The organism is Gottfriedia sp. NPDC058432 (genome assembly GCF_042721555.1).
Classification (GTDB): domain Bacteria; phylum Bacillota; class Bacilli; order Bacillales; family Bacillaceae_G; genus Gottfriedia.
Genome location: NZ_JBHXLC010000033.1, coordinates 1 through 15515 on the forward strand (window position 1 = coordinate 1; position 15515 = coordinate 15515).

Below are 15515 nucleotides of genomic sequence, written 5' to 3' on the forward strand. Positions count from 1 at the left end.
ATTCATAATTTTATCCTTCATCCAGTCGTTACACCGAAGTGTCGTCTCTGTCTAAATAAAATAATTGAAGGGCGCTGACTAGGTCAGCACCCTATACGACTGCCCGTCGCACAAAAAGAGCCTCTATTTAGAGAAGCTCATAGTTTTTAGTACATAGTATTCTAATCTATATAATAAACATTAATAGCCTTTTAAATGTTCATATATCTAATGGTAATCTTATTAAGCTTGACGAGTTTTTTGAAACAATCCAAGAATGCTCGATGTGGCAAAACCAAGGATTAGCGCAAATGTTATATGTTGGTACAGACCTACATTATCACCTGCACCCATATGATGCCATATATCGTTTGGGAGCGTTTTCCAAATAAACCACAAGCATGAAGTTACAATAAGTGTAATAATTGGTATAGTAGGGCGTTTCCCAAGCGATGAAGCAATAAACATCATTAATGTTAAACCAAGAATCGGTGTACTACCGAAAAACCATTGAAGTATATGAAAATCGATATTCTCCATCCATATCCCTCCTCATTTTAATTGTATGAGGAGATTTTGTTAAAAAGTAATGTTCCAGTTAGAAATTCAAATGACATTTCTATATTGTGGTAAATTATCAATACATAAATAAAAGCAAGGCCCTGTGGCCTTGCTTTTATTTAACGATTACTTTTCCTACCATTCCAACATTGAAATGGTATTTACAAGTAAGATCATATGTATTTGCTTGTTTTGGTTGAACGCCAATGGATGTTTCTTTTCCAGGTTGAAGTTCTACATCAATATTGAGCATTTTCACAGTAAAAGTATGTGATTTACTCCCTTTATTTTTCAATAATAAAGTTGTTTTTGTTCCATTTGGAATCGTGATGTTTTTCGGATTAAAGTAATCATCATTCAATTCTACTACGATTGTTTGTACGCGATCATTTGCATCTGATACCTCAGATTCAGCAAAAGCTTTAAAATTACCTGGTGTTGCTATTAATACAATCGTTGCCAAAATAACAATTAGTCCTGATAACCAATTTCTTCTTAACACTCGCATACCCTCCTTTCCTACGCTCTATTCTTTTCCATTTGATGGAATATTATCACGATTTTTTTTAAGTATAAAAAAACTGTCTTCTTTTATAGAAAACAGTTTTTCATTTATTTCAACTTATTGATGTGCTTCCCACTTAGAGATTTCTTCACGAACGATTGGTGCAACTTCTTTACCTAATAGTTCAATTGCTTTCATTACGTCTGCATGTGGCATTGAACCAACTGGTACATGAAGCATAAATCTTGTAATACCTACATTTTTTCGAAGATGGATAATTTTTTGTGCTACAGTTTCAGAATCCCCAACATAAAGTGCACCTTCAACGCTTCTTGCCGCATCGAATGCAGCTCGGTCATAATTTCCCCAACCTCGTTCTTTTCCAAGTTTATTCATGACTTGCTGTGTTGATGGGAAAAATTTATCAGCTGCTGTCATTGTATCCTCTGCAATGAAGCCATGTGAATGGGATGCAATTTGTAGTTTGTTTACATCATGACCAGCATGAGCAGCAGCTTTTTTATAAAGCTCAACAAGTGGTGCGAACTGAATTGGGCGTCCACCTATAATAGCAAGTACTAGTGGAAGTCCTAAAAGTCCAGCTCGAACGACTGACTCACTGTTTCCGCCACTTCCAATCCAAATTGGCAGGGGCTCCTGAACTGGACGTGGATAGATTCCTATATTATTAATGGCTGGTCGATGTTTTCCACTCCATGTTACAAATTCGGATTTTTGCAAGGTTAACAGTAAATCCAGTTTTTCTTCAAACAGTTCATCATAGTCGTTTAAATTATAGCCGAATAAAGGAAATGATTCGATGAAAGAACCACGTCCCGCCATGATTTCAGCTCGTCCATTCGAAATACCATCAAGCGTAGCAAAATCTTGAAAAACTCGTACTGGATCTGCTGATGATAGTACAGTTACGGCACTTGTTAGCCGTATACGATTTGTTTGTGATGCCGCCGCTGCTAGTACGATTGCCGGCGAAGATGCTGCAAAATCATTACGATGATGTTCCCCTACTCCAAATACATCTAATCCAACTTGATCTGCAAGAATAATTTCCTCCACAACATCACGCAATCGTTCCGCATGACTTATTACTTCACCTGTCTTTGCATCAGGTGTTGTTTCAACAAAAGTACTGATTCCTATTTCCATTAAGCTATTCCTCCGAATTTCTGTCATTTTTGAAGTGAATTTTGAATAGACTTACAAAGTTCTATTCCTATATTTATTAATCAATTTAAATATACCTCAAATTCGAGATAAATTCTAACAAAGTAGTATAACAGCAGTTAAAGATATAGTATTATCTTCATTTCTATTTCCAAAAAAAATACATTTTCTAAATATTCAGAGTATAATAGAATATTAGAATCACTTCTATGTACCCCTTCAAAAATTCTGAGCAAAAGAAATATTATCCAAATTAGTGAGAGAGGAAGTTTAAGTATGAATCAAACTAAACCAACTGAAATATCAGTTGATGGTTTCTTTAAACGTCAGTTAAATCGTTTTTCTACACCATTTGGAAATAAGCCAGAAGAACTCCCTGTTGAAGCAGGTCGATATCGACTTATTTGGTCAGCTGCATGTCCATGGGCCCATCGGTCTGTTATTGTACGAAAAGTTTTAGGTTTAGAAAATTCGATAAGCTTAGGAACCGTCAGTCCGATGCGTCCAAGATTACCTCACGTGGATTGGGAATTTTCTTTGGATACAGGACGACTCGATCCAATTTTAGGCGTTCGATACATGAGTGAAATTTATCATAAATCTGATCAAAACTACACCGGACGTCCGACAGTTCCTGCAATGATCGATATTAGTTCTGGTAAGGTAGTTAATAATGATTATTTTAGACTAACAAATTATTTCGAAACTGTTTGGAAGCCTTATCACAAAAAGAATGCACCAGATTTATACCCAGAATCCATCCGCCAAGAAATTGATGCCTTAAATGAAATCATTTTCACTGATGTAAACAATGGCGTATACAAATGTGGTTTTGCACAATCTCAGAAGGCTTATGAAGATGCTTATGAAACATTATTTAATAGATTAGATGAGCTAGAGCATCGCTTATCTAAACAACGTTTTTTATTTGGTGATAAAATTACTGATACTGATGTTAGGTTATTTACAACACTTGTACGGTTCGATGCTGCTTACTTTACAGCCTTTAATACGAATCGAAATTTAATACGCGAGTATAAAAACTTATGGGGCTATGCACGGGATTTATATCAAACACCAGGGTTTGGCGATACGACTGATTTTGATGCGATTAAGCGACATTACCATTTATCGATTACTATTTCGCCCGATAAGAAAGAACCAAAAGTCCTACCAAAAGGTCCTGAACTTACGATTTGGAATTCGAAGCACAATCGTGAAGATTTAAGTAGACAAAAAGAAAAGTTCCTCATTCATTAAGGCATAAGGAGATGCAATATATATGGTAAAAATAGAACTTTGTAATGCTGAAAAAGAGATGTTTCAGTCAATTCGAGAACAAAGAATTAACGCTTATTATGAATACGGCAACTTGTTACCAGAAAAACATTGGAATGCTTTAAAGAAGTCCCTCTCATCGAATGTTGATGAGCAAGAAGGTGTGGAAATCATTGTTGCGACGGTTTTAGGAAAAATTGTCGGAAGCGTCGCTTTATTTCCAGCTAAAATAAATGCCTATGGAGATTTAATCGACGAGCTTGATTACCCAGAGATTCGAATGCTTGCTGTCGAGTCAGACTATCGCGGACAAGGAATTGCTTCTGCGCTAATTTCAAAATGCATTAATCGTACGAAGGAAAAAGGATTTGATGCAATCGGATTACATACTGGTGAATTTATGAAAAATGCCATAAGTTTATATGAAAGAATCGGATTTAAACGTTTACCAAAGTTTGACTTTGAACCAGCAAATGATGGGATTATCGTCAGAGCTTATAAGATGAAAATATAAACCTTATTTATTACTCATTATTAAATTTAATCTTGGTCAGTAAAAGGGCTGTCCGAAGTTTTTCTAACTTCAAACTGCCCATATTTACTTTATTTTTTTATCATAATGAATCGGTACTACTTTTATCGTTTGAATTTTTCTCTTTATTAACAATTTCACGATAAGAATCTCACCTATTTAATTTGTGTTTATTAATTAGAAATATCATCTTCACTTCAGAATACTATTTTATTATGATTCTTTTTAAAATAAATTTGGAGTGAATTAATTGTCAAAAATAGATGAATCAACCATTCTTATCGAGCCTTGGAACGAAGCAGATCTTAATTTACTTCTGACATCAAATACGAATAGTATGATGAAATATCTTGGAGGATTAGAAAGTTTGAATCAAATTATGAGTCGGCACAAGCATTATCTTGAAATGAGTAGAATCGGTACAGGACAAATGTTTGTAATCATTTTGCTTCCGTACAGAACAAAAATAGGGACTGTTGGTTATTGGGATCGGATATGGGATGGTAAACTTGTTTATGAAATTGGTTGGAGCATTTTACCACAATTTCAACGAAAAGGGATTGCAACAATCGCAGTGAAAAAAGCTATTAAGAAGGCCCAAAAAGAATCAAAGCATAAGTACATTCACGCTTTTCCTTCCATTAATAACATTCCGTCTAATAAAATATGTGAAAAATTAAATTTCAAGTTTATTAAAAAATGTAAATTTGAATATCCTATTGGTAATTTTATGGTATGCAATAATTGGCGACTAAGTACAAGGAAGAAAAAATGAAGTTAAGTCTAAAAATGGCTTAACTTTCTTTTTTTATCTTAATTTACAATCCGACTTCTTAAGTCAGTCTAAATTCTAGTTTTCTCTCAAATTTTTAAAAATAATAAATAGATGTTTTTCTTATGTAAAAAAAGCCGATTCCAATATATATTGGCTCAGCTTTATGTATATTTTATTCAAAATAAAATAATGAATCGTGAGAAGTATTTGTTTGATAGTAATTTACTAAATCTTCTACAGAGATTCCTCTAATTTCAGCAATATCATTAAAACTCATATCATAGTGATATGACAGTTCATGTAAAGATAATGCTGGATTATTCGCTAATAATTCATAATCAGGTAAATTGTCAAATTGTTGTGACATACTCTTCACTTCCTTTTACAGTTTCTTATTATCCTTTCCTAAAATTTACAAATTTAGTCAAGATTCGTAAAAAAGAATTGAATTGTAAATAATATTGATTAGTTAGGTGGTTCTATGTTTCAAACTATATTACACGCTACTTTATTATCTTTTGGATTAATTCTTCCTTTAGGGGTACAGAATGTCTCTAATTAAAGGCATAATAGCTGGACAGAAAAATGCAGTTTAAAGGTGAAAACCTGAATCCTGCATTTTTATTTTTTTCTACATTATTAGAAAAAGTGTAAAGAAGACAATTTTAGAAAAGCTTCAATTAACCTCAATAATTTCTCTTTTTCTTCATTATTTAGCATTAAATTCGCTTTACGTATGAGGTACATACCTTCTATCCAATCGTTTTCTTCAATTGGTACATACCCAGCTAATTGATATAACTGAATAACAGGAACGCCGAGTGGTTCTGCCAACTTTCGTAAAATTTCTGTTGATGGATTACCTCTTTTGCCATTTTCAATTTGTGAAATATATGAATGGGATACATTTGCTTTTGTTGCAAGGCACTTTATTGATAGGTTATTTTGTAATCGTGTCTGTCTAATAAATTCAGCAAATTTTTTTGAACGATCCTCAACATTTTGTTCCTTATAGACGACATCAAATTTTAGATTGCCATTGATTTCATTCTTTGTGAGATTGAAAACTTCTTCTGAAATGTTTCGTAAAGGAGTTTTCAATCTTTCAGGGGCATTAATAATATAAGCACACCAAATTAATTCTTCAGCATTTCCACCTGTCACTTTTGCAATCGCTCTAGTTAATTTTTCTTCAGGTGGAGTCAATTTCGCATTTTGTAATTTGCTTAAATAGCTCTTGTCTTTTGAAAAGCCCAACTTATTTAATTCTTTGGCTATATCAGTCAAACTTAAATTTGAGTTTTTAATATATTGCTTTAATAATTTGTAGTACATGCTCACACCTTTTTCTTATTTTCCTCTATTTTTATTTTTATGTGTACAACATGGACTTTGACACTGATCGTAATTGGGTTTTTTTGGAAATTTTTATATTCGTGAGGATGTACTTAGAATCTAACTTTTCATAAAGGTAAAAAGAACTAAACCCACTCTTATAGCTGAGTGGGTTCATTTAATAAATTATTAAATTTTTTACGCTTACTACCTATTAACCTTAAATTATTTCAGATACTCTATTTTGGAGAATTTCAATTAATTCTTCGTCCATAAACTGATAGTCATCAGCTATATCTAGATTGACAATCTTTTTTTCATTAAGTAAATCACCGAATTTATCGCGAATTCTTCTTAAATGTTTTTTCTCCATTACAAAAATAATATCTGCCCAACCAATATGTCCCTCTGTCACTTTAATCCTGGCACCAGCTTCTGTTCCTGCTGATCTCGCTTCGTAGCCATTAGATAAGTGGAAAATTTTTTCCGCTGTAGGACTTCTCCATTGATTCTTGCTACAAATGAATAATAATTTAATTTTTCTTCACACCTTACTATTAATTGTTTTTCACTAAATAAATATGAGCCAAGTGATGTTCACTATGCCAAGCGTATAAAGCTAAGATGAAATTTATACTTATATTAATTTTAAGCTCAGGGTGATAACAAGTTCGATTAAACTCTTCCTCTGTAAGTGATTCAAGTAAAACTACGTAACGTTCGTGTATACCTTCGATTATTTTTAAAGAACTATGAAAATCAAAATTCGAATCACTTAATGAAATCCATGCATTTTCATCATAGGCTTTGATAGTAGGATTTTCTTCAGTTAAAGCTAATTTAACTCTAATAAGGCTATTCATATGGCTATCAGCAACATGATGAATAACTTGCTTTGGTGTCCAACCACCATCTCGATAGGGTTTGTTTAATTGCTCGTTAGTAAGTGACGTGATTGCCTCTTTATATTTGATTGGAGCATCTTTTAGTACTTTTATAAATTCTTTACGTTGTTGATGAGTGAAGCTTGATGGTACATTAAATCTGCCAATCGGATACTTTAAATTTTCCATTTCAAATCCCCCATTTATTAGCTATTATAAAAAAACAACAAAGCCTTCAAAAGACTTTGTTGTTAAATTACGAATTAAAGTGTATTAAATGTTTCAGTTAATACTGGAACGATTTGTTTTTTACGAGATACAACACCTTTTAATAAAGCAGTGTTGTTTTCTAAAGTTACATTGTATGCTTTTTCAACTGCATTAGTCGCATTTCCTTTTGCAACAGCGATCGAATCATTCGTTAAAATATCTGTTACAACGAATAAGAATAAGTCTAATCCTTTATTAGAAACGATGCCTTCAAGTACATTTTCTAATTCAGCTTGACGAGAAAGTACGTCATTTGTATCAACTGCGTTTACTTGTGCGATTTCTACTTTATAGTTACCCATTTGGAATTCTTTCGCATCAAGTGAAACTAAAGACTCAATCGATTTATCAGCTAGATTTGCACCCGCTTTTAACATTTCTAGACCATATTCTTCTGCATTTACACCTGAGATTTCTGCAAGTTCTTTTGCAGCAGCAACATCTTGATCAGTACATGTTGGAGATTTAAATAATAATGTATCAGAAATAATTGCTGAAAGCATTAGACCAGCAACTTCCTTCTTAATTTCGATATTATTTTCTTTATACAATTTGTTTAAAATTGTAGCTGTACATCCAACTGGCTCACAACGATAGTATAAAGGATCACTAGTTTCAAAATTAGCAATACGGTGATGATCAATAACTTCAAGTACGCGAACTTGTTCGATATCATCAGCACTTTGTTGACGCTCATTATGGTCAACTAAAATGACATTATTTGTTTCAGAAGCAACTTTTTCTACTAAACGTGGTGCTTCAGATTTAAACGTATCAAGTGCAAATTGCGTTTCTGCACTTACTTCACCTAAACGAATTGCTTCAGCACTTTCACCTAATGCCTTTTTTAATTCTGCATATGCAATTGCAGAGCAAATTGTATCTGTATCTGGGTTCTTATGTCCAAAAACTAGTACTTTTTCCATCAAAAATTCTCCTAACTATATCTTGTTTTTCATTTTTTTATGTATTTTAATGCCAAGAATTGGCTTTAATATAAAACGCTTCAATAATAATACCATATCAATATAAAAAAAAATAGCCAAAATGGCTATTCTTTACAGTTTGAAGACAAAGTCAAAAAAACATGCCAATCAGACTAATTGAAAACGCTTAATTTTCAGGTCACTAAGCCTACTCATCCTATAGAAACAAAAACCAATCTATAGTCTAATTAATCTTCAGCCTGTTTATATGACATTGTTTCCGTAATCGGTTCACTTTTAGGTAACCAATCGATAGGAATATCATCTGCAGTATTAAGATCTTCAAGTAATAATTCGTCAAAATTATTTTGATTTGAATCAATTGATTTGTTCTTTTTCGATTTGCTCATCTTTTTTACCTCACTTAATCCTTCATGATTTGGATATAGTTTGTGTAAAAGTTAGCTTGGATAATACTTATTTTATGTTTTTTATAATAATTTCGGGTATCGATATATTTTTACGTGGTTTTATATTTTCAATAATAATTTCAGCGATATCCTCTGGATTCATCATTTTTGAAGTTTTATCTTCATCAAAAATACCTGACCAAAAGTCTGTATTCATTCCGCCCATATATGCTGCAAACACCGAAATTGGCGTTCCTGTTAATTCAACAACCAAACTTTCGGTAAAGCCTTTAACTCCAAACTTACTTGCGCAATAAACTGATTCTGTTGCTTTTCCAATTAGACCTGCGGTAGAAACAATATTGACGATCGTTCCACTATTTTGTTTTTTCATTTGTTTTAAAACTTCTTGTGAACAGAAAATGGTTCCCTTCAAGTTAATATCAATCATATTATGTACTGCTTCTTCATTTAATTCTTCTGCAAGCTCAAATATTCCAACACCTGCATTATTAAATAATAAATCAACTTTTCCATATGTTTGAATAATTGTATCGAAGACTCTTTTTACATCTTCATATTCTGAAACATCAACAGTATGTATTGAATAATTGTTAGGTAATTGTTTTCCAATTTCTCTAAGTTTATTTTCAGTTCTTCCTAACAAACAAATGTGAGCTCCATTTTCAGAATATTTTTTAGCTAATGACGCTCCTAATCCACTTCCTGCGCCTGTGATAATAACAACTTGATTTCCCAATCTAAGACCAACTTTCTTTATAAAATATTTATCCGAATAATTTCATTATAGCTATTAAACCAAAACATGATACAATTGTAAAAGTGTTTGTTTAGGAGGTCGATAAATTGAATACTACTAAAACGGATAAAATATCACGCTTTTTTAAACTACTACTTCCGATTTTAATCACTCAAGTGACATTATTTTCGATGTCATTTTTTGATACAATCATGTCTGGTAATAGTAGTCCAGGGGACTTAGCAGGGGTTGCGATAGGTGTTAGTATTTGGACTCCAATTAGTACTGGGTTAACTGGCATTTTAGTCGCACTTACGACAATGGTTGCCAATTTAAATGGTGCAAAACAGGATGAAAAAATAACGCCACTTGTTATGCAGGCAATTTATTTGGCTGGGATAATTGCAATTGTCATTATTATTATTGGTATATTTTCAATTCATCCAATCTTGAATCATATGAATCTTGATCCGAAAGTTCATCGTGTTGCTCTTCATTTCTTATTCGCATTATCATTTGGAATTTTACCTTTATTTCTATATACAGTCATTCGTCAGTTTATTGATGGTTTAGGTAAAACAAGAACTACTATGGTTATTACAGTTATTTCAGTACCAGTTAACGTAATTTTGAACTATTTCCTTATATTCGGTAAAGCTGGTCTCCCACGCTTAGGTGGCGTAGGTTCTGGAGTAGCGTCTGCAATAACGTATTGGATTATTTTTGGAATTGCTTTTTACATTATTAAAACTAAAAAGCCATTTAGCACATTCAATCTATTTAAAAAACTTCCTCCAATTTCATTTGAAACTTGGAAAAGTATTTTAAAATTAGGAGTTCCAATTGGTCTTAGTATCTTTTTTGAAGTAAGTGTATTCTCAGTCGTAACATTATTATTAAGTGAGTTTGATACCGAAACGATTGCTGCACATACAGTGGCAATGAATTTTGCGAGTCTTCTTTATATGGTTCCATTAAGTATTTCGATGGCTTTAACAATTGCTGTCGGCTATGAAGTTGGTGCGAAAGAATTTCAAAATGCAAAAGAATATAGCAAAATTGGTTTAGTAATGGCAGTTTCAATTGCTTCATTTTTCGGGATCATCATCTATTTATTCCGTTATGATGTAGCCGGATGGTATACAAATGATCCATCTGTACAAATTTTGGCAGGCGGATTCTTAATCTTTGCAGTCATGTTCCAACTATTTGATGCAATTGCAGCGCCAATCCAAGGTGCATTAAGAGGTTATAAAGATGTAAATGCAACGTTAATTATGATGATTTTAGCTTATTGGGTAATAGCATTACCAGTCGGGTACGCACTATCTAATACAAATCTTGGTGCAAAAGGATATTGGGTTGGATTAATCGTCGGTTTAGGTGTGTCAGCACTAACATTATCTTTCCGATTAGTACAACTACAAATAAAAAAACTAAAGTTATCTGAAGCATAATGAAAAGGATGGGAAGCACAATTGCTCACCCATCCTTTTTTGTATTTTAATCATCTTGTATTGTTATATTTGGATGATCATCATCAAATTGGTCAAGTAATTCGCTAGGGATATGTTTTGGGATTACATCAGATGGAAGTTCACCTTCCATACCTAAATAGTAATGTCGAATTGGCTTTAGTTCGTCAGTTAATTCATAAACTAAAGGAATACTTGTTGGAATATTAAGTGAAGCAATCCCGTCAGCTGAGACTTGATCTAAATATTGAACGATTCCCCTCAACGTATTTCCATGTGCAGATATAATAACCTTTTTGCCTGTTTTCAAAGCTGGAGCAATATCTTCATCCCAATATTTTAATACTCTTTTTTCTGTATCCTCCAAATTTTCAGTAAGCGGGAATTCATCTTTTAACAAGGTTTTATAACGAGGTTCATTTATTTCATATCTTGGATCATCCGGTTTTAGAGCTGGTGGTCTAACATTCATAGATCTTCTCCAAATATTAACCTGTTCTTCCCCATATTTTTGGGCTGTTTCGGATTTATTCAACCCCTGAAGTGAACCGTAATGACGTTCATTCAATCTCCATGTCTTATAAACAGGAATCCACATCATATCTATTTCATTTAAAATAATCCATAATGTTCGGATTGCTCGTTTAAGTACTGATGTATAGGCAACATCAAATGTAAATCCGTTTTTCCTTAAAATGATACCAGCTTCTCTTGCCTCGGAAAGACCGCTCTTCGTTAAATCAACATCTGTCCAGCCTGTGAACCGATTTTCAACATTCCATAAACTTTGCCCATGTCTGATTAATACAAGTTTAATCATATTGCTCTCCTTTAAAATCAATTAAATATGATATAGTTTGCTGAAATGTTCTTAATTTGATTCACAACTGATTGGATGTGCAAAATGTTATGTAATTAAATTTCTCAACTAAAAACTGTCATACTTCATCTAGTTTGCTTATTTCATTTTTAGATACGCTACATTTTCAACTATTTATTTATTCGATTTATTTTAATTGAGCTAAGTTCGATTGGGATATAAATCTTATTTTTAAGTACAATATTCCCCATTGAGTCATATAGATTTTCAACAAGTAAAACGAATAAATTATTAGTTGAACGTAATTCATAGTTTGATGAAGGAAGGACTGATTCTGTATATTTTATTTCGATTGTTGATGAATGGATTAACTTATAAATATCTTCTTCAAGTATTTTTAGTAAACTCTGCTGATCGCCTAGGTTTATTTGATATTGGGAAGCTGTCTCACTTGGGAACATAGTATAAGCATGGGCGACAATTTTATTTTTAGATTTGTACCATCTATTAAACCTGACCATCACTGCAGAATCTTTATTAAAAATCTTTTTAACGTATTCATAGTCATCCGAAAGACTAACTTCTAAATAAGCATCTACATCATCAATTGTTTCTGTACAGCATTGAAAAACTGAGTTATCAATTTTTTCTAAGCCAACACTTCTTAAATTTACATTTTGTTTTATAAAATTACCTTGTCCATGGATTGTTTCAAGATAACCGTCCTCTTTTAGTAAACTCAACCCTTGTCTTAATGTCATTCTGCTAACATTCATCATCTTAGAAAGTTCTGGTTCAGAAGGAAGCTTACTTCCAATCGGATAGACTCCCTCATTAATTAATTTAAATAATTTTTCATAAACCCCTACATATAGAGGTAATTTTTTTTTATTTTCAACGGACATAACAACACTCCTTATAAATATTATATCGAGTTATGAATTATTCGCAAATTTGTGTTTGATCGTAAAGGTAAACAAGATCATTATTCTTTAAAATAACGTTGATTTAATAGGATAAATGATTGAGTGAGTTTAAGTTGCTATTGCTTTCTATATTTTATTGAAATATAATTTAGTTGAAACTAAATAGACAACTATATATACAACTATACTTCGTAGTATTAATTTTCATTTTTTGAACATTTGTTTTGCTTTATTTTGTAAACGGAAACATTTTAGGAAAGAATGTTAACCTAAAGATAAATTAACATGGGTGAAATGAGTAAGAATAGTAGTTGTATTGGATTTAGTTAAGAAAATTAAAAGAATAGAAATGGAGAGAAAATAATATGACAACGCCACATAATACAGCCAAAAAATCAGGAGAAATTGCAAAAACAGTTTTAATGCCTGGGGATCCACTACGTGCAAAATATATTGCAGAAACATATCTAGAAAACCCAGTGCAATTTAATACTGTACGTAATATGTTTGGCTATACAGGAACATATAAAGGAAAACAAGTATCAGTAATGGGATCTGGTATGGGCATGCCAAGTATAGGAATTTACTCATACGAATTATATAAATTTTATGATGTAGAAAATATTATCCGAGTTGGTAGTGCAGGAGCTTATACAGATAAACTAAACATTCACGATATTGTGCTTGTAGATAGTGCTTGGAGTCAATCTACATTTGCAAAGACTCAAGCAGGTGTTGAAAGTGACATTCAGTATCCATGTGAAACACTAACAAACAAAATTGAAGATACAGCAAAACAAATCAATACTCCGATCGTTAAAGGAAGAATACATTCTAGCGATGTCTTTTATTATGAAAGTTCAGTTCCAAATTTTGTTAATTTTTATAAAGAGCATAATTGTATTTGTACAGAAATGGAAAGTTTTGCACTTTTCCATAATGCGAAAGTTTTAGGAAAGAAAGCAGCTTGTTTACTTACTATTTCAGATTCTTTAGTTACTCATGAAGAGATTAGTGCTGAGGCTAGACAAACTTCATTCGATAAAATGATGAAACTTGCATTAGAAGCTTGTTTGTAAAATAAAATTGATTTAAAATAGCGCATATTAATGAAAAACAAAAAGTCGATTTCCGTTAACAATTCAAATTGGGAAAATCGACTTTTTTTGTAATTTAATTCAAGAATTGAATAATTTTTATGTTTGAATGATTAAGTCCATAAACTTTACTTCTTTATTTAATAGCTTTACTCACTTTTAATTTTTTTCCTTTAATCGTCGCATTCTCCATGGCTTGTAAAACTAATGACCCTTTTCCATTCAGAATATCAACATATGACATTTGATCATGAATAGAAATAATACCGATATCCTCTACTGTAACTCCAGGGATTTTTGCAATTGTTCCAACAAAATCAACAGCACGAATTTTCTTCTTTTTTCCGCCGCTGAAATGGAGTTTCATAATATCTTGGTTAATTCGAGCTGTTTTATTATTTCTTACCACTCGCCTGCTGTTAAGTTTTTCTTCAAAGATTGCTTTTCGACTAATCACCTCTTGATGACTAGGAGCTTCTATAGTAGGTATCTCAAAACCGATGTAATTTTCAATTGCTTTAACGAACTTTCCTTCAAACTTTGTCGAAAACGTAATTGCTTTTCCTTTATTTCCGGCACGACCAGTTCTACCAGTACGGTGTACATAGCTCTCTTTTTCCATAGGAACGTCATAGTTGATGACTAACGTTACATTATCAATATCAATACCTCTAGCAGCTACATCGGTTGCTACTAGATAGCGGAAGTTCCCTATTTTAAATCCATCCATTACAGCAAACCTGTCTTCTTGTTCCAGTCCTCCATGTAGTCTTTCACATGAATAATTAGCTTTTTCCAATTCACTATAAACTGCATCTACGTTTTCTTTAGTCCGGCAGAAAATTAGGCAGCTGTCTGGGTTTTCTACAACAGTGACGTCTTTAAGAAGTGAAATCTTTTCTTCTTCTTTCACTTCAATTAAAAAATGTTCAATTGTATTTGCAGTTACACCAGTTGATTCAATTTCTATATGAGTAGGTTCTTTCATATATTTATGGCAGAGATTTTCAACATCTTTAGGTAAGGTAGCAGAAAAAACCATCGTAACACGGTTTAAAGGTAACTGATCAATGATTGCTTCTACTTCATCAATAAAGCCTCGATTAAGCATCTCGTCAGCTTCATCGATGATTAAATATTTTATTTGATCTATATCAAGGGTTCCTCTTTCAAGATGGTCCATGACCCTTCCAGGCGTACCAACTACTACATGTGTTTTTTGTTCCAATTCTACCTTTTGTTTACTAAACGGTTCTTTACCATAGACGGCCACCGCTTTTATCCGTTTAAATCTGCCAATATTCGTAACATCTTCGCGGACTTGAGCTGCAAGTTCCCTCGTTGGAGTTAGAATTAAAACTTGTGGTTTTTTTTCCTCCCATTCAATCATTTCGCAAACAGGAATACTATAAGAGGCAGTCTTACCGCTTCCTGTTTGAGATTTTACGATTAAATCTTGATTTTCCATTGCTAATGGAATCACTTCACTCTGAACTTCAGTTGGAGTTTCGTATTTTAAAACAGCAAGTGCTCTTTTAATTTCCTCACTTAGATGATAATCCGCATAACTTCTTTTAGTCATTTCTTAACCTCGTTTTATGTTTTTTTCGATATATGTATAGAATTCTCTCTTAGAAAAATCATATTCATTTATTGAGTATGATTCATTATACTTGAAAAACGCAAGACAAAACGGCTTTTTTTAAAATATTAGGCTTTGTTAAAGGCGATTGTTGATTTTCTTATTCTATTAATTGGCATTTTAGTGGTATATAAGGATTTTATTATGAAGTTCGA

The 15515-nt window shown here is 32.5% G+C and carries 18 protein-coding genes; 5 read left to right on the plus strand and 13 right to left on the minus strand.

The window, feature by feature from the left end; all coding sequences use genetic code 11:
* Positions 1–222: 222 nt before the first annotated feature.
* The 3 genes from ACFWM3_RS22430 to ACFWM3_RS22440 form a co-directional block, all read right to left on the minus strand.
* Positions 223–519 (minus strand): hypothetical protein, encoded by a 297-nt coding sequence (locus tag ACFWM3_RS22430; RefSeq protein ID WP_056465528.1) that lies wholly within the window; start codon positions 517–519, stop codon positions 223–225.
* 136 nt (positions 520–655) lie between these two features.
* Complete coding sequence (locus tag ACFWM3_RS22435; protein WP_390312978.1) at positions 656–1048, minus strand: cupredoxin domain-containing protein; 393 nt, start codon at positions 1046–1048, stop codon at positions 656–658.
* Positions 1049–1162: 114 nt separating this feature from the next.
* Positions 1163–2212, minus strand: coding sequence for an LLM class flavin-dependent oxidoreductase (locus ACFWM3_RS22440; RefSeq protein ID WP_390312979.1), 1050 nt, complete (start codon positions 2210–2212; stop codon positions 1163–1165).
* A gap of 294 nt (positions 2213–2506) precedes the next feature.
* On the opposite strand from ACFWM3_RS22440, the gene ACFWM3_RS22445 reads away from it, so the two are divergent.
* The 3 genes from ACFWM3_RS22445 (at position 2507) to ACFWM3_RS22455 (ending at position 4815) form a co-directional block, all read left to right on the plus strand.
* Entirely contained in the window at positions 2507–3490 is a 984-nt protein-coding gene (locus ACFWM3_RS22445) for a glutathione S-transferase family protein (protein ID WP_390312980.1), read from the plus strand.
* 22 nt (positions 3491–3512) lie between these two features.
* Positions 3513–4022 carry a GNAT family N-acetyltransferase gene (locus tag ACFWM3_RS22450; RefSeq protein WP_390312981.1) on the plus strand — a complete coding sequence of 170 codons (510 nt, stop codon included), beginning with the start codon at positions 3513–3515 and terminating at the stop codon, positions 4020–4022.
* 268 nt (positions 4023–4290) lie between these two features.
* A complete protein-coding gene (locus ACFWM3_RS22455) occupies positions 4291–4815 on the plus strand; it encodes a GNAT family N-acetyltransferase (protein ID WP_390312982.1) in 525 nt (174 codons plus the stop codon).
* Positions 4816–4987: 172 nt separating this feature from the next.
* Here ACFWM3_RS22455 and ACFWM3_RS22460 read toward each other — a convergent pair whose 3' ends face one another.
* From ACFWM3_RS22460 to ACFWM3_RS22490, 7 genes are all read right to left on the minus strand, one after another.
* On the minus strand, positions 4988–5182 hold the full coding sequence (locus tag ACFWM3_RS22460; RefSeq protein WP_025569137.1) for a hypothetical protein: 195 nt from the start codon (positions 5180–5182) through the stop codon (positions 4988–4990).
* 272 nt (positions 5183–5454) lie between these two features.
* Positions 5455–6150, minus strand: coding sequence for a helix-turn-helix transcriptional regulator (locus tag ACFWM3_RS22465; RefSeq protein ID WP_390312983.1), 696 nt, complete (start codon positions 6148–6150; stop codon positions 5455–5457).
* 220 nt (positions 6151–6370) lie between these two features.
* Positions 6371–6688 (minus strand): low molecular weight protein tyrosine phosphatase family protein, encoded by a 318-nt coding sequence (locus tag ACFWM3_RS22470; protein WP_056465515.1) that lies wholly within the window; start codon positions 6686–6688, stop codon positions 6371–6373.
* A 19-nt stretch (positions 6689–6707) separates the two neighbouring features.
* On the minus strand, positions 6708–7223 hold the full coding sequence (locus ACFWM3_RS22475; protein WP_390312984.1) for a YfiT family bacillithiol transferase: 516 nt from the start codon (positions 7221–7223) through the stop codon (positions 6708–6710).
* Between the two features lie 74 nt (positions 7224–7297).
* Positions 7298–8230, minus strand: a complete 933-nt coding sequence (locus tag ACFWM3_RS22480; protein WP_390312985.1) for a manganese-dependent inorganic pyrophosphatase — start codon at positions 8228–8230, stop codon at positions 7298–7300.
* A 248-nt stretch (positions 8231–8478) separates the two neighbouring features.
* Positions 8479–8640, minus strand: coding sequence for a hypothetical protein (locus tag ACFWM3_RS22485; protein WP_156339579.1), 162 nt, complete (start codon positions 8638–8640; stop codon positions 8479–8481).
* Positions 8641–8707: 67 nt separating this feature from the next.
* Entirely contained in the window at positions 8708–9400 is a 693-nt protein-coding gene (locus ACFWM3_RS22490; protein ID WP_056465509.1) for an SDR family oxidoreductase, read from the minus strand.
* 107 nt (positions 9401–9507) lie between these two features.
* Here ACFWM3_RS22490 and ACFWM3_RS22495 point away from each other — a divergent pair, with 107 nt between their 5' ends.
* Positions 9508–10857, plus strand: coding sequence for an MATE family efflux transporter (locus ACFWM3_RS22495; protein ID WP_390312986.1), 1350 nt, complete (start codon positions 9508–9510; stop codon positions 10855–10857).
* Positions 10858–10903: 46 nt separating this feature from the next.
* Here the strand turns inward: ACFWM3_RS22495 and gpmA are convergent, their stop codons facing one another.
* Together gpmA and ACFWM3_RS22505 are read right to left on the minus strand one after the other, a co-directional pair.
* A complete protein-coding gene (gene gpmA, locus ACFWM3_RS22500) occupies positions 10904–11695 on the minus strand; it encodes a 2,3-diphosphoglycerate-dependent phosphoglycerate mutase (protein ID WP_056465505.1) in 792 nt (263 codons plus the stop codon).
* Between the two features lie 170 nt (positions 11696–11865).
* On the minus strand, positions 11866–12600 hold the full coding sequence (locus tag ACFWM3_RS22505; protein ID WP_056465503.1) for a GntR family transcriptional regulator: 735 nt from the start codon (positions 12598–12600) through the stop codon (positions 11866–11868).
* A gap of 386 nt (positions 12601–12986) precedes the next feature.
* On the opposite strand from ACFWM3_RS22505, the gene deoD reads away from it, so the two are divergent.
* The gene (gene deoD, locus ACFWM3_RS22510; RefSeq protein ID WP_056465502.1) at positions 12987–13700 is read left to right on the plus strand and encodes a purine-nucleoside phosphorylase; all 714 of its coding nucleotides are present in this window, start codon (positions 12987–12989) and stop codon (positions 13698–13700) included.
* 154 nt (positions 13701–13854) lie between these two features.
* On the opposite strand, the gene ACFWM3_RS22515 is transcribed toward deoD, so the two are convergent.
* A complete protein-coding gene (locus tag ACFWM3_RS22515; RefSeq protein WP_056465500.1) occupies positions 13855–15300 on the minus strand; it encodes a DEAD/DEAH box helicase in 1446 nt (481 codons plus the stop codon).
* Between the last annotated feature and the right edge of the window lie 215 nt (positions 15301–15515).